This is a genomic window from Neorhizobium galegae bv. orientalis str. HAMBI 540, assembly GCF_000731315.1.
Lineage (GTDB): Bacteria > Pseudomonadota > Alphaproteobacteria > Rhizobiales > Rhizobiaceae > Neorhizobium > Neorhizobium galegae.
On sequence record NZ_HG938353.1, the window covers coordinates 1,506,006 to 1,526,979 of the forward strand.

At 61.1% G+C, this 20,974-nt stretch carries 21 protein-coding genes; 17 read left to right on the plus strand and 4 right to left on the minus strand.

What is annotated here, in order from left to right; genetic code table 11:
• Positions 1 to 8: 8 nt before the first annotated feature.
• From clpA to RG540_RS07745, 3 genes are all read left to right on the plus strand, one after another.
• Positions 9 to 2,540, plus strand: a complete 2,532-nt coding sequence (gene clpA / locus RG540_RS07735; protein WP_038586326.1) for an ATP-dependent Clp protease ATP-binding subunit ClpA — start codon at positions 9 to 11, stop codon at positions 2,538 to 2,540.
• A gap of 89 nt (positions 2,541 to 2,629) precedes the next feature.
• Positions 2,630 to 3,379 (plus strand): AzlC family ABC transporter permease, encoded by a 750-nt coding sequence (locus RG540_RS07740; RefSeq protein ID WP_038586329.1) that lies wholly within the window; start codon positions 2,630 to 2,632, stop codon positions 3,377 to 3,379.
• On the plus strand, positions 3,376 to 3,714 hold the full coding sequence (locus RG540_RS07745) for an AzlD domain-containing protein (protein ID WP_038542585.1): 339 nt from the start codon (positions 3,376 to 3,378) through the stop codon (positions 3,712 to 3,714). The genes RG540_RS07740 and RG540_RS07745 overlap by 4 nt, the downstream gene beginning before the upstream one ends.
• Before the next feature lie 5 nt (positions 3,715 to 3,719).
• On the opposite strand, the gene RG540_RS07750 is transcribed toward RG540_RS07745, so the two are convergent.
• From RG540_RS07750 to RG540_RS07765, 4 genes are read right to left on the minus strand one after another with little or no spacing between them, the layout of a single operon-like run.
• The gene (locus RG540_RS07750; RefSeq protein ID WP_038586332.1) at positions 3,720 to 4,151 is read right to left on the minus strand and encodes an HIT family protein; all 432 of its coding nucleotides are present in this window, start codon (positions 4,149 to 4,151) and stop codon (positions 3,720 to 3,722) included.
• 44 nt (positions 4,152 to 4,195) lie between these two features.
• Positions 4,196 to 5,392, minus strand: a complete 1,197-nt coding sequence (locus RG540_RS07755; protein ID WP_038586334.1) for a GNAT family N-acetyltransferase — start codon at positions 5,390 to 5,392, stop codon at positions 4,196 to 4,198.
• A gap of 8 nt (positions 5,393 to 5,400) precedes the next feature.
• Positions 5,401 to 6,138 carry a glycerophosphodiester phosphodiesterase gene (locus tag RG540_RS07760; RefSeq protein ID WP_038586337.1) on the minus strand — a complete coding sequence of 246 codons (738 nt, stop codon included), beginning with the start codon at positions 6,136 to 6,138 and terminating at the stop codon, positions 5,401 to 5,403.
• Complete coding sequence (locus RG540_RS07765) at positions 6,135 to 6,605, minus strand: RidA family protein (protein ID WP_038586340.1); 471 nt, start codon at positions 6,603 to 6,605, stop codon at positions 6,135 to 6,137. The genes RG540_RS07760 and RG540_RS07765 overlap by 4 nt, the downstream gene beginning before the upstream one ends.
• Before the next feature lie 110 nt (positions 6,606 to 6,715).
• Here RG540_RS07765 and RG540_RS07770 point away from each other — a divergent pair, with 110 nt between their 5' ends.
• From RG540_RS07770 to lpxB, 14 genes are all read left to right on the plus strand, one after another.
• A complete protein-coding gene (locus RG540_RS07770; RefSeq protein WP_038586343.1) occupies positions 6,716 to 7,561 on the plus strand; it encodes a cell envelope integrity EipB family protein in 846 nt (281 codons plus the stop codon).
• Between the two features lie 215 nt (positions 7,562 to 7,776).
• A complete protein-coding gene (gene rpsB / locus RG540_RS07775; RefSeq protein WP_007758342.1) occupies positions 7,777 to 8,550 on the plus strand; it encodes a 30S ribosomal protein S2 in 774 nt (257 codons plus the stop codon).
• A gap of 235 nt (positions 8,551 to 8,785) precedes the next feature.
• Complete coding sequence (gene tsf / locus RG540_RS07780) at positions 8,786 to 9,712, plus strand: translation elongation factor Ts (RefSeq protein WP_038586346.1); 927 nt, start codon at positions 8,786 to 8,788, stop codon at positions 9,710 to 9,712.
• Between the two features lie 115 nt (positions 9,713 to 9,827).
• Positions 9,828 to 10,550, plus strand: coding sequence for a UMP kinase (pyrH, locus tag RG540_RS07785; protein ID WP_038542600.1), 723 nt, complete (start codon positions 9,828 to 9,830; stop codon positions 10,548 to 10,550).
• Positions 10,551 to 10,595: 45 nt separating this feature from the next.
• Positions 10,596 to 11,153 (plus strand): ribosome recycling factor, encoded by a 558-nt coding sequence (frr, locus tag RG540_RS07790; protein WP_038542602.1) that lies wholly within the window; start codon positions 10,596 to 10,598, stop codon positions 11,151 to 11,153.
• A 53-nt stretch (positions 11,154 to 11,206) separates the two neighbouring features.
• The gene (locus tag RG540_RS07795) at positions 11,207 to 11,950 is read left to right on the plus strand and encodes an isoprenyl transferase (RefSeq protein WP_038542604.1); all 744 of its coding nucleotides are present in this window, start codon (positions 11,207 to 11,209) and stop codon (positions 11,948 to 11,950) included.
• Positions 11,950 to 12,783 carry a phosphatidate cytidylyltransferase gene (locus RG540_RS07800; RefSeq protein WP_038586349.1) on the plus strand — a complete coding sequence of 278 codons (834 nt, stop codon included), beginning with the start codon at positions 11,950 to 11,952 and terminating at the stop codon, positions 12,781 to 12,783. The genes RG540_RS07795 and RG540_RS07800 overlap by 1 nt, the downstream gene beginning before the upstream one ends.
• A 39-nt stretch (positions 12,784 to 12,822) precedes the next feature.
• The gene (rseP, locus tag RG540_RS07805; protein WP_038586352.1) at positions 12,823 to 13,944 is read left to right on the plus strand and encodes an RIP metalloprotease RseP; all 1,122 of its coding nucleotides are present in this window, start codon (positions 12,823 to 12,825) and stop codon (positions 13,942 to 13,944) included.
• A gap of 197 nt (positions 13,945 to 14,141) precedes the next feature.
• Positions 14,142 to 16,505 carry an outer membrane protein assembly factor BamA gene (bamA, locus tag RG540_RS07810; protein WP_038586355.1) on the plus strand — a complete coding sequence of 788 codons (2,364 nt, stop codon included), beginning with the start codon at positions 14,142 to 14,144 and terminating at the stop codon, positions 16,503 to 16,505.
• Between the two features lie 51 nt (positions 16,506 to 16,556).
• A complete protein-coding gene (gene lpxD, locus RG540_RS07815) occupies positions 16,557 to 17,624 on the plus strand; it encodes a UDP-3-O-(3-hydroxymyristoyl)glucosamine N-acyltransferase (RefSeq protein WP_038586358.1) in 1,068 nt (355 codons plus the stop codon).
• Positions 17,617 to 18,084, plus strand: a complete 468-nt coding sequence (fabZ, locus tag RG540_RS07820) for a 3-hydroxyacyl-ACP dehydratase FabZ (RefSeq protein WP_038542613.1) — start codon at positions 17,617 to 17,619, stop codon at positions 18,082 to 18,084. The genes lpxD and fabZ overlap by 8 nt, the downstream gene beginning before the upstream one ends.
• On the plus strand, positions 18,081 to 18,896 hold the full coding sequence (gene lpxA / locus RG540_RS07825; protein ID WP_038586362.1) for an acyl-ACP--UDP-N-acetylglucosamine O-acyltransferase: 816 nt from the start codon (positions 18,081 to 18,083) through the stop codon (positions 18,894 to 18,896). The genes fabZ and lpxA overlap by 4 nt, the downstream gene beginning before the upstream one ends.
• Before the next feature lie 6 nt (positions 18,897 to 18,902).
• Positions 18,903 to 19,784, plus strand: coding sequence for an LpxI family protein (locus tag RG540_RS07830; RefSeq protein ID WP_038586366.1), 882 nt, complete (start codon positions 18,903 to 18,905; stop codon positions 19,782 to 19,784).
• On the plus strand, positions 19,784 to 20,962 hold the full coding sequence (gene lpxB, locus RG540_RS07835) for a lipid-A-disaccharide synthase (protein ID WP_038586369.1): 1,179 nt from the start codon (positions 19,784 to 19,786) through the stop codon (positions 20,960 to 20,962). Before RG540_RS07830 ends, lpxB begins: the two co-directional genes overlap by 1 nt.
• Positions 20,963 to 20,974: the final 12 nt, after the last annotated feature.

Below are 20,974 nucleotides of genomic sequence, written 5' to 3' on the forward strand. Positions count from 1 at the left end.
AACCCGACGTGCCAACATTTTCGCCTAGTCTAGAAAAGGCGCTGCATCAGGCACTGACCTTTGCCAACGAGCGGCATCACGAATATGCCACGCTCGAGCACCTGCTTTTGGCGTTGATCGACGATGCCGATGCAGCCGCGGTCATGGGCGCTTGTAACGTCAATTTGGAAACCCTGCGCAAGACTGTCGCCGACTATGTCGATAATGAACTTGCCAACCTGATCACCGGTTATGACGAGGATTCCAAGCCGACCTCCGGCTTCCAGCGCGTCATCCAGCGCGCCGTCATCCACGTCCAGTCCTCCGGCCGCGAGGAAGTGACCGGCGCCAACGTTCTCGTCGCGATCTTCGCGGAACGGGAAAGCCATGCGGCCTTCTTCCTGCAGGAGCAGGAAATGACCCGCTACGACGCGGTCAACTACATTTCTCACGGCATCGGCAAGCGTGCTGGCACCTCCCAGACCCGCACGCCGCGCGGCGCCGAGGACAGCGAGTCGGAAGCCAAGCCCTCCGCTCGCGACCAGGAGGAAGGTTCGGCCAAGAAACCGCAGGATGCCCTCAAGGCCTATTGCGTCAATCTGAACGAAAAGGCCCGCGACGGCCGCATCGACCCACTGATCGGCCGCCATGCCGAAGTCAACCGGACGATCCAGGTCCTGTGCCGCCGGTCCAAGAACAACCCGCTCTACGTGGGTGATCCGGGTGTCGGCAAGACGGCGATCGCTGAAGGCCTCGCCAAGCGGATCATCGAAGGCAAGGTGCCGGAGGCGCTCGCCGACGCCACCATCTTCTCGCTCGACATGGGTACGCTGCTCGCCGGCACCCGTTATCGTGGCGACTTCGAAGAACGGCTGAAGCAGGTCGTCAAGGAACTTGAAGAGTATCCGGGTGCGGTTCTGTTCATCGACGAGATCCACACCGTCATCGGCGCCGGGGCCACTTCCGGCGGCGCGATGGATGCCTCGAACCTCTTGAAGCCGGCTCTGTCTTCGGGCGCGATCCGCTGCATCGGTTCGACCACCTACAAGGAATACCGCCAGTTCTTCGAAAAGGACCGGGCTCTGGTTCGCCGCTTCCAGAAGATCGACGTCAATGAACCGTCGATCGACGATGCGATCGAAATCATGAAGGGCCTGAAGCCCTATTTCGAGGAATACCACAAGCTTCGTTACACCAACGACGCGATCAAGGCGGCCGTCGAGCTTTCGGCTCGCTACATCTCCGACCGCAAGCTGCCGGACAAGGCGATCGACGTGATCGACGAGACCGGTGCGGCCCAGATGCTCTTGCCCGCTTCCAAGCGCCGCAAGCTGATCACGGAGAAGGAGATCGAAGTTACGATCGCCACGATGGCGCGGATCCCTGCAAAGACCGTCTCCAAGGATGACGAGATGGTTCTCGCCAACCTGGAAAAGGAACTGCGTTCGGTCGTCTATGGCCAGGATGCGGCAATCGAAGCGCTGTCGACCGCGATCAAGCTTGCCCGTGCGGGCCTGCGCGAACCGAACAAGCCGATCGGCTCCTACGTCTTTTCCGGCCCGACCGGCGTCGGCAAGACGGAAGTCGCCAAACAGCTTGCCGCCTCGCTCGGCGTCGAGATACTGCGCTTCGACATGTCGGAATATATGGAACGCCACACGGTCTCGCGGCTGCTCGGCGCACCTCCCGGCTATGTCGGCTTTGACCAGGGCGGTCTCCTGACCGATGGCGTCGACCAGCATCCGCACTCAGTGGTCCTGCTCGACGAAATCGAGAAGGCGCATCCGGATATCTACAATATCCTGCTGCAGGTCATGGACCATGGTTCATTGACCGATCACAACGGCAAGAAGATCGACTTCCGCAACGTCATCCTGATCATGACGACCAATGCGGGCGCATCGGAAATGGCCAAGGCCGCCATCGGCTTCGGTTCGTCCAAGCGCACCGGCGAGGACGAAGAGGCGATCAACCGCCTGTTCACGCCGGAATTCCGCAACCGCCTCGATGCGATCATCCAGTTCGCACCGCTGCCGACCGAGGTCATCCATCAGGTCGTTCAGAAGTTCGTCATGCAGCTCGAGACGCAGCTCTCGGAACGCAACGTCACCTTCGACCTGCATCAGGACGCGATCGCCTGGCTGGCGGAAAAGGGTTACGACGAGAAGATGGGTGCCCGTCCGCTCTCTCGCGTCATCCAGGAATACATCAAGAAGCCGCTCGCCAACGAGATCTTGTTCGGCAAGCTGCGTAAGGGTGGTGTGGTCCGCGTCACGGTGGGCAAGGGCGAGGATGGCAAGGACAAGCTCGTCCTCGACTCGATCTCCGAGGCGACCCCCGTGAAGCCGAAGCCGGAGGCCGAGGTGGAAGAGGCCGCCGAGGAAGCCGAAACCAAGGTCGTCAAGGCCAAGGCGCCGAAGAAGTCGGCGCCGAAGGACAAGGACGGCGGCCCGGCCAGGGCTCGCGCCATGGTCGATGCGGACGTGATCGCTTCGGATGACGCGCCCAAGACGCCGCCCCGCAAGGGCACCACGGTGCCGCGCGTGCCGAAGAGCAAATAACTCTTTCGGATGGAATTTTGGCGATGCCGGGCTTGTCCCGGCATCGCTGTTTTCATGACTGACCGTTTCCCATACCCGCCGGAATACTTATGTCTCCAGACAGTGACGATCGCAGCGCCCTATCCTGGTTTTTTACCGGCATGCGGGGGCTGCTTTCGCTTCCGGCCCTCATTCTTCTAACCTCGATCGTCGGCTTCAGCGCCTTTGCGCTGGAATCGGGCCTGACGCGTGGCGAGGCGGTGTTCATGTCGCTGGCGATCTGGGCGCTGCCGGCGCAGGTCATCCTGATCGGGACAATGGCGAGCGGCGCCAATATTGCCGCCTGCTTTCTCGCGGTGACGCTCTCCTCGATTCGCATGACGCCGATGGTCGCCTCGGTCGTCCCGGAGATGCGAACAAGGCGCACGCCGATCTGGCTGCTGCTGATCCTGTCGCATTTCATCGCCATCACGTCCTGGGTCTTTGCGATCACCACGCTTCGCAACGTGCCGCGCGAGCACCGGGCGATCTATTTCGCCGGTTTCGGCGTGACGCTGACTTTGACCGGCACGCTGGTCGTCGCGGTCTTCTACGATATCGTTTCAGCCTTTCCGCCGGCCGTCGCGGGCGTGCTCTTCTTCCTGACGCCCGTCTATTTCAACGCCTCCATCTGGGCGAGCGCGCGCCAGCCGGTGGTGCAGATAGCTTTCGTCATGGGGGTGATCCTCGGCCCGACGCTGGCGCTGGTGATCCCGCAATTCGATGTGCTGTGCGCCGGCCTCGGCGGCGGCACGACCGCCTATCTGATCGACAGGGCGCGCCGCAACAGAAAGCGTGCCGGGCAGGAGACCAGGCGATGATTGCCGAATACTGGACCTTTATCGTCATCGCAGTCGCCGGTTTCCTGGCGACCGATATCTGGCGGTGGCTCGGGGTTTTTACCGGCAACCGGCTAAACGAAGACTCCGAAGCGCTTTATTGGGTGAGGGCGGTGGCGACTGCGCTAGTCATGGCCGTCACCGCAAAACTGATCGTTTTCCCGAACGGCACGCTCGCCGGTTCGCCGCTCTGGTTGAGGTTGGCGGCGGCCGGCATCGGTTTCGCCATCTTCCTGGCGACCGGCCGCAAGGTCTGGATCGGCGTTGCGGTGCCGATGACGCTGCTTGTTGCCGGTCTCTGGTGGGTCGGCTTTTAGAAAGCTTAATTGCCCAATTCGCCGATGATCTTCTCGGCATTCGCCGCGAGTACTTCATTGTTTTCCATCTGGCCCGAATGGGGTTTCAACGGCTGTCCCTCGTAGCGCGGGACGACGTGGAAATGCAGATGGTACACGGTCTGTCCGGCGGCCGGTTCGTTGAACTGGATGACGGTGATGCCGTCCGCCTCGAAGGCTTGCCTGGCAGCTCTGGCGAGCTTCTGCACCACCGGGATGACCTTCGAAAGCACGGCAGGATCGGCATCGAGAATATTGCGCGACGGGGCTTTCGGGAGCACCAGCAGGTGACCGGGCGACTGCGGCATGACATCCATGAAGGCAAGCGTATCGGCATCCTCATAGACCCTATGGCACGGGATCTCGCCGCGCAGGATTTTTCCGAAGATGTTGTTGCTGTCGTAAGCCTGGCCGCTCATCGCGATGTCCTCTCCTTGTTTTGCCGGCCCGATCTTTCCGGGCCCTAATCCTGTTCCTGCTGGCGTTCGCCCTTGCGGAACGGGCTGTGCTCGGCGAGATATTCCGTCATCTGCTCCACGTCTTCGCGCTCGTGTTCCAGATAGTCGGCAATCGCGCGCCTCAGCCCCGCATGGGCGATATAGTGCATCGAATGGGTGGTGACAGGCAGGTACCCGCGGGCCAGCTTGTGTTCCCCTTGCGCGCCCGCCTCGACGCGCTTCAAGCCCTTGGCGAGTGCGAAATCGATCGCCTGATGGTAGCAAACCTCGAAATGCAGGAAGGGATGGTCCTCGACACAACCCCAGTGGCGTCCGTAGAGCGCGTCCCCGCCGATGAAGTTGATCGCGCCGGCGACGTATTTCCCCTCGCGTTTGGCCATCACCAGCAGGATGTCTTCGGGCATGCGCTCGCCGATCAGCGAATAGAATTTTCGCGTCAGGTAAGGCCGGCCCCATTTGCGACCGCCGGTGTCCATGTAGAATTCGAAAAACTGGTCCCAGATGTCCTCGGTGAGGTCCTTGCCGGTCAGCCAATCGATCGAAATACCGTTTTCCAGGGCCGAGCGCCGTTCCTTCTTCAGGGCTTTGCGTTTGCGCGAGGCGAGCGTTTCGAGGAAGGCGTCGTGGTTCTCGTAGCCTTCGTTGATGAAATGGAACTGCTTGTCGGTGCGGTGCAGGTAGTCGGCCTCTTCGAAAGCGGCGACCTGGTCCTCCGCGACGAAGGTCACATGTGCGGAAGAGATGCCGAGTTGGCGTGTCACCTCCTGGAGACCGGCCGCCAGCGTCAGTTCGGTCGAATCCCTGTCGTAACCTTCGCAGACGAGCAGGCGCGGCCCGCTCGCCGGCGTGAACGGCACGGTGCATTGCAATTTGGGATAATAACGCCCGCCGGCGCGCTCGAACGCGTCGGCCCAGCCGTGATCGAAGACGTATTCGCCCTGGCTATGGCTTTTCAGATAACCGGGCACCGCGCCGATCAGCGTGCCCTTGTCGTCTTCGAGGAGAAGGTGATGGCCGAGCCAGCCGGTCTTGGCGGTGGCGGAGCTCGATTCCTCCAGCGCCGAGAGAAAGGCGTGCGACAGGAACGGATTGTAGGGCGTTTCCGAAGAGGAGGACTTGGAAGTGCCCGAAAGGCGCGACCAGCTTGCCGGGCTGATCGCGCAGAGGGATTTTTCGATGCGGATGGTAAGATTGCCGGTCATGCTCTGCTTTACAGGGAGGGGGAGGAAACCTCCCGCGGATCAAAACCTTCGAAGGTCATCTGGTCTGCATATTTATAGGTATGTTCGCGGCCGTTTGCATCCCTCACGGTCCAGGTAATGACCGGAATTCCGGTCGCCCTCTGGGCTGTGATGAACGTGTTCGGCAGGTGGGGGTAGTGGTAGGAAATGAAGTCGAGGCCGAGCTGCATGGCCTCGTCGTGCTCGAAGAATTCCTCCGGCTTGTCGCCCATGGCGGTGAGGCCAAGCGGGTAGGGCGAACCGGCATTTTTAAGGTCACGCAGGATGTGGTAGTCGAAGCTCATCAGCGCCACCTTGCCCTGATAACCTTCGAGGACCTCGAGCACCGCCTCGGCGAATCCGTCATCGTCGCCGTCGCCTTCGCGTCCCTTGACCTCGATCACCAGAGGCACCTTGCCGGCGACAAGGGCAAGCATCTGCTTCAGCGTCGGCACCTTGTCCTTGGTCGCACCGACCGAAAGCATGCCGAGTTCGGCTGAGGTCTTTTCGCGGATATCGCCCTTGATGCCACAGAGCCGTTCGAGATCGTGATCGTGGAAGATCACCGGCACGCTGTCGGAGGCAAGCTGCACGTCGCATTCGATCGCAAAGCCGGCCTCGACCGCGCGGGAAAACGCCGACAGGGTGTTTTCCCAGACCTGCTGGTTCATGTCGTGATAGCCACGATGGGCGACCGGAAGGTCTTTGATCCAGGTGGCGTCGGTCATGCTTCGATCTCGATGATGGCTTCGATTTCGACGGAGGCGTTGAACGGCAGCGCCGCCATGCCAACGGCGGCGCGCGCATGCTTGCCGGCGTCGCCGAGAACATTGGCGATCAAGTTCGATGCGCCGTTGGTGACGATATGCTGTTCGGTAAAGCCGGGCGCCGAGGCGACAAAGCTCGAAAGCTTGACCACCCGCTTGATCCGGCCGAGATCGCCGTCCAATGCCGCCTTCGCCTGGGCGAGGATATTGATGGCGCAGAGTTCCGCAGCACGGCTGGCCGCCGGCACGTCGACATCCGCCCCCACAAGGCCTGTAACAGCCACCTTGCCATTTTCGTTCGGCAATTGGCCGGAGATGAACAGCAGGTTGCCCGTGATCACATAGGGCAGATAATTGGCAGCGGGTGCGGCCGCGACGGGGAGTTCGATCCCCAGTTCCTTCAGGCGGCCTTCGATGGCTTCGGTCATTTTCGACTCCCGTTTTGTTGTAAATTCTTCAAAAATCCTGCATCAAGGCCTTAGCTTGGTCAGATGGCGTTCTTATAACATCCCCGACTGAGTCCAACAGGAGAATGTGAATGTTGCGAATGAGCCTCGGGGTGATCCTTGCCGGCGGTCTGAGCCTTGCGGCTGCCACCTCCGCGGACGCGACTACCGACGGTGCCGCCCGGCTGCTCGTCCCGCATCGCGCCATTTACGACCTGAAGCTCAAGAATGCCTCGGAACGTTCCGGCATCGAAGGCATGTTCGGCCGCATGGTCTATGAGTTCACCGGCTCGGCCTGCACCGGTTTTTCCACCAATTTCCGGCTGGTCACCAAGATCGACACGGGCGAGGAGACGCGCCTCAGCGACCAGCAGACCACGACCTTCGAGGACATGGCCGCAAACCAGTTCCATTTCGAGACCAAGTCCTTCACCGACGAGCAGCTCGACAAGCAGCTGACCGGCGATGCGTCGATCGCCGACAAGGGCGTCAAGGTGGCAATTACCCAGCCCGACGGCCGCGAGATCGACCTGCCGGCGAGCGATTTTCCGACCAGCCATATGCTGGACGTCATCGCGAATGCCAAGCAGGGTAAGAACTTCTTCGAGGCGCGGGTCTTCGACGGTTCGGAAAACGGCGACCAGGCGCTCCTGACGACGACGGTGATCGGCAAGTCGCAGACGGTGCAGAAGGACGATGTGGATGCCGACAAGGCGGGCGAGTTCGCAAAGACGCCCTATTGGCCGGTGACGATCGCCTATTTCAACGAAAATGCCGCCGGCGATCCCACCCCGGTCTACAATATGTCGTTCAAGCTCTACGAAAACGGCATCACCCGCGATCTCACTATGGATTACGGCGACTTCGTGCTGTCCGGCAGCCTGGTCAAACTGGAGCTCCTGAAACCGCAGGATCCGTGCCCCGCGCCGGCGAAATAGCCGTCCTCTGTCAATTGCCGGTCACGGGCTGGTCCGCTGAGGGAATTTCCGGCAAAAGCACTTGCTTTTGCGGCAAATCGAATGTATGGGCAGCCGCATTCCACACGTAAGGCATGGGATTGTCCGGGAGAAATCCGGACTGTTCCGCCCGGTGGCATTCTCGAAGAGAGTGCTGTTCGCCTTGCGGAGGTTCAACCGGAAAAGGATAACAAGGCATGGCATTGCCCGATTTCTCTATGCGCCAGCTTCTCGAAGCAGGCGTTCACTTCGGACACCAGACTCACCGCTGGAACCCGAAGATGAAGCCGTACATCTTCGGCGACCGTAACAACATCCACATCATCGACCTGGCCCAGACCGTTCCGATGCTGTCGCGCGCCCTTCAGGTCGTGTCCGACACCGTCGCCCGCGGCGGCCGCGTTCTGTTCGTCGGCACCAAGCGCCAGGCGTCCGAACTGATCGCTGACTCGGCCAAGCGTTCGGCCCAGTATTACGTCAACTCCCGCTGGCTCGGCGGCATGATGACCAACTGGAAGACCATTTCGAACTCGATCCAGCGCCTGCGCAAGCTCGACGAAATCCTGAACTCGGAACAGTCCGGCTACTCCAAGAAGGAACGCCTGAACCTCGAGCGCGAACGCGAAAAGCTGGACAAGGCTCTCGGCGGTATCCGCGACATGGGCGGCACTCCGGACCTGATGTTCATCATCGACACCAACAAGGAAAAGATCGCCATCGACGAAGCCAAGCGCCTGGGCATCCCGGTCGTTGCTATCATCGATTCGAACTGCGATCCGGACCTCATCGATTACCCGATCCCGGGCAATGACGACGCATCGCGCGCTATCGCTCTCTACACCGACCTGATCGCTCGCGCCGCCATCGACGGCATCGCGCGCCAGCAGGGCGCTTCGGGCCGCGACATCGGCGCATCTGCCGAAGCTCCGATCGAGCCGGCGCTCGAAGGCGAAGCAGAAGCAGAAGCCTAAAGCTCGGATGGAGCGGCCTGGCCGCTCCTCCTTTCTGAAATTCGATCGAGGCCAGAGATACCGATCCCTGGCCTTGGTCGTTTCAAGGCGAGCCGCCACCGCTTGGTCGTCGAGGCGATCGCTTTCGTGATGTCTTCATCACGCTGTCACACTTCCGGGTACATTCGTCCCAAAACTTTTGAGTCCGCCGACGTTTTTCCGGCGAGAAGCACTTGAACCGACAAGAGGCAAAACAATGGCTGAAATCACCGCTGCACTGGTAAAGGAACTGCGCGAAAAGTCTGGCGCAGGCATGATGGACTGCAAGAAGGCGCTGACCGAAACGAACGGCGACATCGAAGCGGCGATCGACTGGCTGCGTGCCAAGGGCATTTCCAAGGCCGACAAGAAGTCCGGCCGCACCGCAGCTGAAGGCCTGATCGGCATCGCCAGCGCCGGCCACAAGGCTGTCGTCATCGAGCTCAACTCGGAAACCGACTTCGTTGCCCGCAACGATGCCTTCCAGGACCTCGTCCGCGGCATTGCAAGCGTCGCCCTGACAACCGACGGTTCCGTCGAAGCAATCTCGACTGCCACCTATCCGGCTTCCGGCAAGCCGGTTGCCGACACCATCAAGGACGCGATCGCCACGATCGGCGAGAACATGACGCTGCGTCGCGCCGCCCTGCTGCAGGTCGAGCACGGCGTCGTTGCGACTTATGTCCATAACGCTGCCGGCGACGGCATCGGCAAGCTTGGCGTTCTGGTCGCCCTGAAGTCGGTCGGCGACAAGGAAGTCCTGAGCTCGATCGGCCGCCAGGTCGCCATGCACATTGCTGCCACCAACCCGCTCGCCATCCGCGCCGAAGAAGTCGATGCGGCTGTGGCTGAGCGCGAGCGCAACGTCTTCATCGAGCAGTCGCGCGCTTCCGGCAAGCCGGACGCCATCATCGAAAAGATGGTCGACGGCCGCATGCGCAAGTTCTTCGAAGAAGTTGCCCTTCTGTCGCAGGCCTTCGTCGTCAACCCGGAAGTGACCGTCGGCCAGGCCGTCAAGGACGCTGAAAAGCTCGCCGGCGCTTCGATCGAAGTCGTCGGCATGGCCCGTCTTCTGCTCGGCGAAGGTGTCGAAAAGGAAGAAACGGATTTTGCCGCTGAAGTCGCGGCAGTCGCCAAAGGCTGATATTCGTTAGCTAAAGCTGTCGAAAGCGCAAGGGCACCGGTGACAAGCCGGTGCCCTTCGTGTATCCGCAACCCGTTTGCCCCCTCTGCCCGCATTTCGATTTCAAGGAGCCCCCATGTCGCCTCAGCCCCTCTACAAGCGTGTCTTGCTCAAGGCCTCCGGTGAAGCTCTGATGGGCAGCCAGGGTTTCGGCATCGATGTCGCAGTTGCCGATCGGGTCGCCTCCGATATCGCCGAAGCGCGCGCCATGGGCGTCGATGTCGGCGTGGTCGTCGGCGGCGGTAATATCTTTCGCGGCGTCGCGGTCGCTTCCAAGGGTGGCGACCGGGTGACCGGCGACCACATGGGGATGCTCGGCACCGTGATCAACGCGCTTGCGCTGGCCACCTCGCTGCGCAAGCTGAACGTTGACACCGTGGTTCTGTCGGCGATCTCGATGCCGGAAATCTGCGAGAGCTTTTCGCAGCGCCAGGCGTTGCATCACATGGCGCAGGGCAGGGTGGTGATCTTCGCCGGCGGCACCGGCAATCCCTTCTTCACGACCGATTCGGCGGCCGCCCTGCGCGCGGCCGAAATCGGTGCGGAAGCGATCTTCAAGGGCACCCAGGTGGACGGCATCTATTCGGCCGATCCCAAGAAGGACCCGACGGCGACCCGGTTCGAGACGCTGACGCACGGCGAAGTGCTCGAAAAGGGTCTGGCGGTGATGGACGTGGCGGCGGTGGCGCTCGCTCGCGAAAATTCCATCCCGATCATTGTTTTTTCGATCCATGAGAAGGGCGGCTTCGCCCAAATCTTGACCGGCGGCGGCCGCAAGACCATCGTAGCGGACAATTGAGGCGCGGCGTCGCGGGCCGCCCAGACAACATACGGGAGTAGACGGATGAGTGGAATCGACCTCAACGACATCAAGCGTCGCATGGAAGGCGCGATCAACGCGTTCAAAAGCGATATCGCGTCGCTGCGCACCGGCCGCGCCTCGGCCAATATTCTCGATCCGGTGATGGTCGAAGCCTATGGTTCGCGCGTGCCGCTCAACCAGGTGGCCAACATCACCGTTCCGGAAGCGCGCATGCTCGGCGTCTCCATCTGGGACAAGTCGATGGTCGGCGCCGTCGACCGTGCGATCCGCGAATCAAACCTCGGCCTCAACCCGATCGTCGATGGCCAGAGCCTGCGCATTCCGCTCCCCGAGCTCAATGAAGAGCGCCGCAAGTCGCTGGTCAAGGTCGCGCATGATTATGCGGAAAAGGCGAAGGTTGCTGTACGTCACGTCCGCCGCGATGGCATGGACGGCCTGAAAAAGGCCGAAAAGGACGGCGACATCGGCCAGGACGAAAGTCGCTCGCAGTCGGAAAAAGTGCAGAAGATGACGGATGATACGATTTCCGAAGTCGACCGCTTGCTTGGCGACAAGGAAAAGGAAATCATGCAGGTCTAATTTAGGCCTGGTTTGCCGCCATATTCCCGGCGGCCAAAGGAGCCGCATAGAATATGGTGAACCCCGAGCTTGCAATCATCCCTCAACACGTTGCCATCATCATGGATGGTAATGGACGCTGGGCCAACAAGCGCGGGCTTCCTCGTACGGTCGGACACAGCAAGGGCGTCGAAGCGGTTCGCGAAACGGTGCGGGCTGCCGGCGATGCGGGCGTCAAATATCTGACGCTCTTTGCTTTTTCTTCGGAAAACTGGAGCAGGCCTGAAACCGAGGTGAGGGATCTCCTCGGTCTGCTCCGGCGCTTCATCCGCCAGGATCTGGCCGAACTGCACCGCGAGAACATCCGCATCCGGGTGATTGGCGAGCGCGAAAAACTGCGTAGCGACATCCTCCCGCTTCTTCTCGAGGCCGAGGAAACCACAAAGTTCAATACGTCGCTGACACTGATCATCGCCTTCAACTACGGTGCCCGCGACGAGATCGCCCGTGCCGTCGCGATGCTTGCCCGCGACGTCGAGGCCGGCATCCTCAAGGCATCCGAGATCGACCCGGACAAGATCAGCGCAAAGCTGGATACCGCCGGCATTCCCGATCCGGATCTCATCATCCGCACCAGCGGCGAGGAACGGCTTTCGAATTTTCTGCTGTGGCAGGCGGCCTATTCCGAACTTGTCTTCCTGCCGGACTACTGGCCGGATTTCGATCGGAAGCTCTTCCTCGACGCCCTGAAGATCTATGCCTCGCGCGACCGCCGCTTCGGTGGCCTGTCGGACAAGACGATAGCGGTGGGCGGTTGATGAGCGCTGAACTGAAGCGCCGCATTGCATCCGCATTGGTTCTGGCGGTCGTGGTGCTGACGGCCACCTGGTATGGCGGCCTGACATTCCGCATCGTGGCGGCCGTCATGGCGGTGCTGATCTATTACGAATGGTCGACGATCACGCGGGCCGCCGAGCGCGATTTTCGTGCCAACGCCTTCGGCTGGCTCTCCATTGTTCTGATCGCCATTGACCTCGTCGCTGACGAAGGTGAGCTCTCTGTGCCGATTCTCGGCGGCGCGATGATCACCGCCATTCTTCTCGTGCTGCTGCGCAAGGGAAGCTGGTGGCTGCCGGGTGGCATCTTTTACGCAGGCTTGAGCGGTATCTCGCTCGCCGCGATCCGTGCCGAGGACCAGGCGGGGTTCGTCGCGACGCTTTTCATTTTCGCGGTCGTCTGGGCGACCGACATTCTCGCCTATTTTGTCGGTCGTGCCCTGCAGGGGCCAAAACTGGCGCCGCGGATTTCTCCCGGCAAGACCTGGTCGGGCGCGATCGGCGGCACTGTGTCGGGCGTGATTGCGAGCTCGGCCCTGACGCTCGGCGTGTTTTCCCGGCTGTCGATCTGGACGGTGGCGATCGCATTTCTGCTCTCGGTCGCAAGCCAGATAGGCGACCTGTTCGAATCGTTCATCAAGCGCCGGTTTGGGGTGAAGGATTCCAGCCACCTCATCCCGGGGCATGGCGGCGTCATGGACCGTGTCGACGGCCTCGTTTTCGCCTGTTTCGCAGCGTTCCTGCTGACGCTTGTTTATGCGGCCACGACGGGCCATCTTGATATATCGGTTGCAGGCTTTCTCTTCGGGTTTTGAGGACTGGGCGGCCGCTACAATGTTGAAACGGAAACTTTGATGGCCATCCTCAGCTTCTTCACCGGCTACATCATCCCCTTCGTGCTGGTCTTGTCCCTGCTCGTCTTCGTGCACGAGATGGGACACTATCTCGTCGGGCGCTGGTGCGGCATCCGGGTAACCGCCTTCTCGGTCGGCTTCGGCCCGGAACTCATAGGCTTCACCGATAGTCACGGCACCCGCTGGAAGATCTCGGCGATCCCGCTTGGCGGCTATGTCAAATTCTTCGGCGACGAGGACGCCGCGAGCATGCCGGATGCGAGCGGCCTTGCGGGCATGAGCGAGGAAGACAAGGCCAGGACGCTTGCAGGCGCCAAACTTTGGAAGAGGGCCGCCACCGTTGCGGCCGGCCCGATCGCCAATTTCATTCTGGCAATCGCGATTTTCGCCGTCCTCTTCAGCGTCTATGGCAAGGTGGTCGCCGATCCGGTGGTTGCCGAAGTTCAGCCGAATAGCGCCGCCCTTGCCGCTGGCGTGCAGCCCGGCGATCGGCTGGTGGCGCTTGACGGTTCGCGCATCCGGACTTTCGACGACGTGCGGCGTTATGTCAGCATCAGGCCGGAGACCCCGATCGTCGTGACGGTCGAGCGCAACGGCCAGGATCTCGATCTGCCGATGGTGCCGAAGCGCTCCGAGGTCACCGACCAGTTCGGCAACAAGGTCGAGCTCGGCCTGATTGGCATCGTCACCAACGAACAGCGCGGCAATTTCCGCATCGAGACGTTCACGCCGCTGCAGGCCGTTGCCGAAGGCGTCACCGAGACCGGCCATATCGTCACCGGCACCTTCCGCTATATCGGAAATCTGGTGACCGGCCGGATGAAGGCCGACCAGCTCGGCGGGCCGGTCAGGGTCGCCCAGGCATCGGGGCAGATGGCGTCGCTCGGCTTTGCAGCAGTGGTCCAGCTCGCAGCTGTTCTTTCCGTCTCGATCGGGCTTTTGAACCTTATGCCTGTGCCAGTTCTGGACGGCGGCCATCTCGTCTTCTACGCGATCGAGGCCATCCGTGGCCGACCGCTTGGCGCGGGGGCGCAGGAGATCGCCTTTCGTATCGGGCTTGCGATGGTTTTGAGCCTGATGGTGTTCGCGACCTTCAACGACATCAGCAATCTGATCGGCTGATGTCCTTCAAATCGTAAAAGAAACCGTTTATTCACCATGTTTCCAACAGTTGCGTGGCCATTGGGTCACGCAAGGGAAGTAAGTAAACAGAAATTAACGCGATACCTTGCTTGTAGGTCAAAAGAAGGTAAAACGACACACGTGGCCGGAGTCGGGCACCACCCGCCGAGGGACAACGGGAAAAGGTAAGAATTGAAATGAAGGCTGGTTCAAAGTTTTTGAACGCAGTGTCGGCGTTTGCGCTGTCTGCTAGTGTTGTTGCATCGGGCGCAGGTGTACTGGTACTTGCTTCCGCACTTTCTGCCGAAGCGGCGGTTATCCGGAGCGTTCAGGTCCGCGGCGCACAGCGCGCCGGCGAGGAGGCCGTCCGTTCCAACCTGACCATCCGCCCGGGCGTCAACTTCTCCAACAATGACATCGATGAATCGGTCCGCAAGCTCTATTCGACCGGCTACTTCTCGGATGTCAAAATCAGTGTTTCCGGCAGCACGCTCGTCGTGTCGGTGAGCGAAAATCAGCTCATCAACCAGGTCGTGTTCAACGGAAACCGCAAGATCACCGACGAGAAGCTCCAGGCCGTGGTGCAGACCCAGCCGCTCGGCCCGTATAATCAGGCCCTGATCGATGCGGATATCCAGCGTCTGCGCGAAGCCTATCGTGCGATCGGCCGCAGCGACGTCCAGATCACCACTCAGACCGCTGACGTCGGCCAGGGACGCGTCAACCTCGCCTTCGTCATCAACGAAGGCGACCGCACCAAGATCGCCGACATCAATTTCGTCGGCAATCAGGCTTACGGCGATGGCCGCCTGAAGTCGGTGTTGATCACCAAGGAATCCGGTCCGCTGTCCTTCCTGACCCGCAAGGACGTCTATAGCGAGGACAAGCTGCGCGCCGACGAAGAAGCGCTGCGCCAGTTCTATTACAATCACGGTTATCCGGACTTCCGCGTCATCTCGTCGGAAGCTGTGCTCGACGCATCGGGCAACAAGTACAATATCAGCTTCACGGTCGAGGAAGGCCAGCGTTACGAATACGGCAACGTCTCGGTCGAATCCACGGTCCAGGGGATCAGCAGCCAGGACCTCGAAGGTCTGGTTAAGACCCGTGCCGGCAACGTCTACGATGCCCGCGAAATCCAGAAGACCATGGAAGCGATCTCCAAGCGCGTCGCAGCGGCCGGTTATCCGTTCGCCCGCGTCACGCCGCGCGGCGACCGCAATATGCAAAACCATACGGTCGGTGTTTCCTACCTGGTCGACCAAGGCGAGCGCGCCTACGTCGAGCGTATCGAGATCCGTGGCAACACCCGCACGCGTGACTATGTCATCCGCCGCGAATTCGATTTCAGCGAAGGCGACGCCTTCAACCAGGAAATGATTTCGCGCGCCAAGCGTCGCCTTGAAGCGCTCGGTTACTTCACCTCGGTCAACATCTCGACCTCGCAGGGCACGTCGCCCGACCGAGTCGTCATCGTTGTCGATGTCGAAGACCAGCCGACCGGTTCGTTCGGTATCGGTGCCGGTTACTCCGCTGGCGGCGATGGCTTCCTGCTCGAAGCCTCGATCGAAGAAAAGAACTTCCTCGGCCGCGGCCAGTTCATCCGCGTTGCAGTCGGCGGTGGTCTTGACGAAGCCCGCAGCTACAATCTTTCGTTCACCGAGCCGTACTTCCTCGGTTATCGTCTGGCTGCCGGTTTCGACCTCTTCAAGAGCAAGACCTCTTCGAACAGCTATTACGATTACGACGAGCAGGGCATCACCCTGCGCGTTACGGCGCCGATCACCGAAGATCTGGCGACGACGTTCCGCTACACCTACAAGGAAATCGAATACTCCAACGACGGTGCCTTCGGCGCTGATGGCGTTCCTGGCACCGTAGACGATAATCTTTCGTCGCCTTACATCTCGATGATCGACAACGGCAAGTTCGTTCAATCGTCGATTTCGCAGACGCTGACCTACAATACGCTCGACAGCCAGACGCTGCCGCGCGAAGGCATCTACGCGACGATCACGCATGAATATGCAGGTCTCGGTGGCGACTCGGACTTCTACAAGATTTCCGGTCGTGCCCGTTACTTCCAGCTTCTGTCGACCGAAGCTGACCTGATCGGCTCCATCGCAGTCGGCGCCGGCCATGTGGTTTCCACCGGCGACAATCTGCATGTCTTCGACCAGTTCACGATCGGCGGTCGTCAGGTCCGCGGCTTCGAAAACGACGGTATCGGTCCGCGTACGACCGATCATGGCGACGCGCTTGGCGGCACGACCTACTTTACGGCCTCTGCCGAAATGACGATGCCGATGCCGGCTGTTCCGGAGGACTTCGGCCTGCGTGCTGCTGTCTTCGCCGATGCTGGTACACTTTACGGAAACGATGTTCCGCTCGGCACCAGCACCGCGCAGGGCACCAGCATGAACTGGCGTGCTTCGGTCGGTGCGGGTATCATGTGGGCGTCGCCGTTCGGCAACATCCGCTTCGACTACGCGCATCCCGTCATGAAGGAAGACTTCGACGAAACCCAGGAATTCCGGTTCAGCATGGCGAACCAGTTCTGATCATTTCCGCTCGCGGTTGCGGGCGGAAATCTGTTCTGGAGCTTTAGCTTTATGGACCACAATGAATTCTTTCCGCCCCATGATGGCGTGAGCCTACGCGAGTTGGCCGCCCTTCTTGGGGCCGAGTTGCTTGATGGCAGCGCCGGAGATCGGCTGATCCGTTCCGTTGCACCCGTTGCGCGGGCCGGCGAAGGCGAGATCTGTTATATCCTGTCCCGGAAAAGCCGTCGCGAACTGGAAAGCTGCAAGGCTTCCGCGATTATTTGTGACACGGCGATCCGTTCGATCATTCCGGCCCATATCCCGGTTGTGCTGACCAAGACGCCGCACACGGCGTTTGCGCAGGCAGGTGCTATCCTGCATCCGATCGCGATGCGACCGTCTCCGATCACCTCGTTTCCGCCGGGCATTTCGCCGGCCGCTTTCGTGGATCCAACCGCAAAACTCGAACCCGGCGTCGAAATCGAGCCCATGGCCGTGATCGGCGCGCGGGCGGAAATCGGCACCGGCAGCCGCATCGGTGCCGGCAGCATCATCGGCGCCGACGTCAAGATCGGCCGGGATTGCACGATCGCTGCGGGTGCGAGCGTCGTTGCAGCTCTCATCGGCAATGGCGTGATCATCCATAATGGCGTTCGCATCGGCCAGGACGGTTTTGGTTTTGCTCCGGGTCCGAGAGGCATGCTGAAGATCGTCCAGATCGGCCGCGTCATCATCCAGGACAATGTCGAGATCGGCGCCAACACGACCGTCGATCGCGGTGCCATGGATGATACGGTCATCGGCGAAGGCACCAAGATCGACAACCAGGTTCAGATCGCCCACAACGTCCGCATCGGCCGTCATTGCGGCATTGCGAGCGGCGCAGGTATTGCCGGTTCGACGCGGATCGGCGACGGAGTATTGATCGGTGGCGCATCCGGTATTAATGGACACATTTCGATTGGAGACGGCGTGCAGATCGCTGCGATGAGCGGTGTGGTGGGAGATATTCCCGCCGGCGCGCGTTATGGCGGTATTCCCGCCCGCCCGATGCCGGATTTCCTCCGCGATACCGCGGAAGTCTTGATGCGTTCGGACGAGCGGGCGAAACGCAGAGGAGAAAAGAAGAATGACTGATGAGACCAAGCCGGTGCTCGGCGCGGCCGATATTCAGGAAATCATGAAGCTGCTGCCGCATCGCTATCCTTTTCTCCTGGTCGATAAGATCGTCGAGATCGATGGTGACAATTCCGCGATCGGCATCAAGAACGTCACCGCCAACGAGCCGCATTTCACCGGGCATTTCCCGGAGCGGCCGATCATGCCGGGCGTGCTGCTGATCGAAGGCATGGCGCAGACCGCAGGCGCAATCTGCGCCAGGAAGGAAGGCGAGGGTGGCAATCTCGTCTACTTCATGACCATCGACAATGCCCGCTTCCGCAAGCCGGTCGTGCCGGGCGACCGGGTCGAGTTCCATGTCACCAAGCAGAAACAGCGCGGCAATATCTGGAAATTCCATTGTGACGCGAAGGTAGACGGCGTACTTGTTGCCGAAGCCGATATCGGCGCGATGATCCGGCGCAAGGAAGAAGAATGAAAAGCATCGCAGCCAGCGCACGCATCCATCCGTTAGCTTTGGTCGAGGACGGCGCCGTCATCGGCGAAAATGTCGTCGTCGGCCCGTTTTCGCATGTCGGCCCGCGTGTGGTGCTGAAGGATGGCGTCGAGTTGGTTTCGCATGCCGTGGTAAGCGGCCGCACCGAGATCGGCCGCAACTGCCGAATTTTTCCGATGGCTATCATCGGCGGCGTCTCCCAGAGTCTTCACGAGGCTGGCGAGGATTCGACGCTGACGGTCGGCGACAATTGCGTCATGCGCGAAGGCGTTACGATGAACTGCGGCACGGTCGGCGGCGGTGGCAAGACCGTCGTTGGCAACAACTGCCTATTCCTCGCCAATTCGCACGTGGCGCATGACTGTCAGCTCGGCAACGACATCATCATGTCGAACAATGTTATGCTCGCAGGCCATGTCCATGTGGCGGACCGGGCGATCCTCGGCGGCGGCTGCGCCGTGCATCAGTTCACCCGCATCGGTCGCCAGGCTTTCATCGGGGGACTTACCGCCGTCAATTACGACGTCATCCCGTATGGCATGCTGAACGGCAATCCCGGGGTGCTCGGTGGCCTGAACGTGGTCGGCATGACCCGCGCCGGCATTGAACGGGCGACCATCCATGTCGTCCGCCGCGCCTTCAAGCAAATCTTCGAAGGCGAGAGCAATATCCGCGCCAACGCAGCGGCGATCCGTAACGACTACGCCGATTGCAAGGAAGCGATGGAAATCCTTGATTTTATCGCGGCCGATAGCGATCGCGCCATTTCCTCGACGTTCCGCGGCAAGGGCTGACCCGCGATGGCCGGCCTCCCGAGCCTTGCGCCGAAGGGCCGGCTGGCGATCATCGCCGGGAAGGGCTTTTTACCCCTCTATGTAGCAAAAGCCGCGCAGCAAGCCGGTGAAGCGCCGCTCATTCTCGCGCTCGCCAATGAATCCGATCACAGCTTTGATGGTTTCGAGGCGGTTTCCGTCGGCGTCGGTGATCTTTCGGCGATCGAGCGTCTGTTTCGCGAGAAGGGCATCACCCGCGTCATCCTGTCGGGAGGCGTGGCGCGAAGGCCTGACTGGCGTGACATCCACCCGACCTTCCGCACCATCCTGAAAGTCCCCTCGGTAGTTCGCACGTTATTGTCCGGCGGTGACGATTCGGTGCTCCAGATGGTCATCAAGCTCATCGAGGCGATGGGCTGCGAGGTGCTGGGCGCCCACGACATCGTCCCCGGCCTACTCGCCAAGACCGGACCGATCGGTGCTAATACGCCATCCGATGATGATCGCCGCGACATCGATAGCGCGTCCGAAGCTGCCAAGCGTCTCGGCGAACTCGATATCGGCCAGGGCGCCGTCAGCGTCGGTGGACGTGTCGTGGCGCTTGAGGGCGTCGAAGGCACGGACCGGATGCTCGAACGGGTGACGGCATTGCGCGCCGAGGGCCGTATTTCGGCCCGCCGCAAGGGCGTCCTCGTCAAGCTCTGCAAGCCGCAGCAGGATATGCGCGCCGACTTGCCGACGATCGGGCCGTCGACCGTGGAGAATGTTGTCCGCGCCGGGCTCGCAGGCATCGCGGTGGAGGCGGGACGCGCACTTGTGCTGGAGGAAGCGAAGATGATTGCCGCGGCCGATGCTGCCGGTATTTTCGTCTGCGGTATCGATCCCGGCCTGCCGCAAGGAGGATTGTGATGGTCAAGACCTTGAAGGTTGGCGTCATCGCCGGCGAAGTATCCGGCGATCTCCTCGGCGGCGATCTGATTACGGCCTTGAAGGCAGCTTGTGGCGGCGAGGTCGAACTCATCGGCGTCGGCGGCGAGGCGCTCGAAGCGCAGGGCCTCAATCCGCTCTTCGATTTTTCGGAGCTGTCGATCATGGGGTTTACCCAGGTGATCGCTCGCCTGCCGAACCTGATCAAGCGGATCAATCAGACGGTGGCGGCCATCGTGGCTGCAAAGCCGGATGTGCTGATCATCATCGACAGTCCCGATTTCACCCATCGCGTCGCCAAGAAGGTGCGGGCCGCTCTGCCGGACCTGCCGATCGTCGATTATGTCTGCCCGAGCGTCTGGGCATGGAAGGAGTACCGCGCCAAGGCGATGCTCGCCTATGTCGATCATGTCCTGGCTGTGCTGCCGTTCGAGCCCGCGGCCATGAAGCGTCTTGGCGGACCCGAAACAACATTCGTCGGTCACCGCCTGACCGCCGATCGGTCGCTCCTCAAGGTCCGCGGTATCCGTGCCGAACGCCCCGTAAAGGCGCAGGGCGAACAGAGGACGATCATGCTGTTGCCGGGATCCCGGTCGGCTGAGATCAAGGCGCTGCTGCCGATCTTCGGCGAGGCGGCCCGTGAGTTCGTCGCCCGCAACGGACCGACCCGGTTTGTGCTGCCAACGGTTGCCCGCCAGGAAAAGCTGGTGCGCGAGATCGTTGCCGGCTTCGAGGTCAAGCCGGAGATCACCGCTGATACGGACGGCAAATGGGCGGCATTCGCCGAAGCCGATGCAGCGCTTGCAGCCTCGGGCACCGTTATCCTGGAACTCGGTCTAGCCGGAATTCCGCTGGTCTCGGCCTATAAGACCGACTGGCTGATCACCATGCTCGCAAAACGCATCAAGACCTGGTCCGGCGCCCTGCCGAACCTCATCGCCGACTATGTCGTCGTGCCGGAATACGTCAACGAGGTGGTGCGGCCGGCAAGCTTATGCCGCTGGGCCGAGCGCTTGTCCTCCGACACGATGCAGCGTCGCGCCATGATCGAAGGTTTCGATCTTACGTGGGAGCGTCTGCAGGTGCCCGTGCCACCCGGCGAGGCGGCCGCCGGCATCGTTCTCCAGGTTCTGGACATGAAAAAACCCGGCCATTTCTGACCGGGTTTTTAT

Bases quoted from the DNA above. Each gene is read 5' to 3' on its own strand.
- RG540_RS07740 (WP_038586329.1), top strand. From the start codon at position 2,630: ATGTCTCCAGACAGTGACGATCGCAGCGCCCTATCCTGGTTTTTTACC.
- RG540_RS07745 (WP_038542585.1), top strand. From the start codon at position 3,376: ATGATTGCCGAATACTGGACCTTTATCGTCATCGCAGTCGCCGGTTTC.
- RG540_RS07750 (WP_038586332.1), bottom strand. From the start codon at position 4,151: ATGAGCGGCCAGGCTTACGACAGCAACAACATCTTCGGAAAAATCCTG.
- RG540_RS07755 (WP_038586334.1), bottom strand. From the start codon at position 5,392: ATGACCGGCAATCTTACCATCCGCATCGAAAAATCCCTCTGCGCGATC.
- RG540_RS07760 (WP_038586337.1), bottom strand. From the start codon at position 6,138: ATGACCGACGCCACCTGGATCAAAGACCTTCCGGTCGCCCATCGTGGC.
- RG540_RS07765 (WP_038586340.1), bottom strand. From the start codon at position 6,605: ATGACCGAAGCCATCGAAGGCCGCCTGAAGGAACTGGGGATCGAACTC.
- RG540_RS07770 (WP_038586343.1), top strand. From the start codon at position 6,716: ATGTTGCGAATGAGCCTCGGGGTGATCCTTGCCGGCGGTCTGAGCCTT.
- rpsB (WP_007758342.1), top strand. From the start codon at position 7,777: ATGGCATTGCCCGATTTCTCTATGCGCCAGCTTCTCGAAGCAGGCGTT.
- tsf (WP_038586346.1), top strand. From the start codon at position 8,786: ATGGCTGAAATCACCGCTGCACTGGTAAAGGAACTGCGCGAAAAGTCT.
- pyrH (WP_038542600.1), top strand. From the start codon at position 9,828: ATGTCGCCTCAGCCCCTCTACAAGCGTGTCTTGCTCAAGGCCTCCGGT.
- frr (WP_038542602.1), top strand. From the start codon at position 10,596: ATGAGTGGAATCGACCTCAACGACATCAAGCGTCGCATGGAAGGCGCG.
- RG540_RS07795 (WP_038542604.1), top strand. From the start codon at position 11,207: ATGGTGAACCCCGAGCTTGCAATCATCCCTCAACACGTTGCCATCATC.
- RG540_RS07800 (WP_038586349.1), top strand. From the start codon at position 11,950: ATGAGCGCTGAACTGAAGCGCCGCATTGCATCCGCATTGGTTCTGGCG.
- rseP (WP_038586352.1), top strand. From the start codon at position 12,823: ATGGCCATCCTCAGCTTCTTCACCGGCTACATCATCCCCTTCGTGCTG.
- bamA (WP_038586355.1), top strand. From the start codon at position 14,142: ATGAAGGCTGGTTCAAAGTTTTTGAACGCAGTGTCGGCGTTTGCGCTG.
- lpxD (WP_038586358.1), top strand. From the start codon at position 16,557: ATGGACCACAATGAATTCTTTCCGCCCCATGATGGCGTGAGCCTACGC.
- fabZ (WP_038542613.1), top strand. From the start codon at position 17,617: ATGACTGATGAGACCAAGCCGGTGCTCGGCGCGGCCGATATTCAGGAA.
- lpxA (WP_038586362.1), top strand. From the start codon at position 18,081: ATGAAAAGCATCGCAGCCAGCGCACGCATCCATCCGTTAGCTTTGGTC.
- RG540_RS07830 (WP_038586366.1), top strand. From the start codon at position 18,903: ATGGCCGGCCTCCCGAGCCTTGCGCCGAAGGGCCGGCTGGCGATCATC.
- lpxB (WP_038586369.1), top strand. From the start codon at position 19,784: ATGGTCAAGACCTTGAAGGTTGGCGTCATCGCCGGCGAAGTATCCGGC.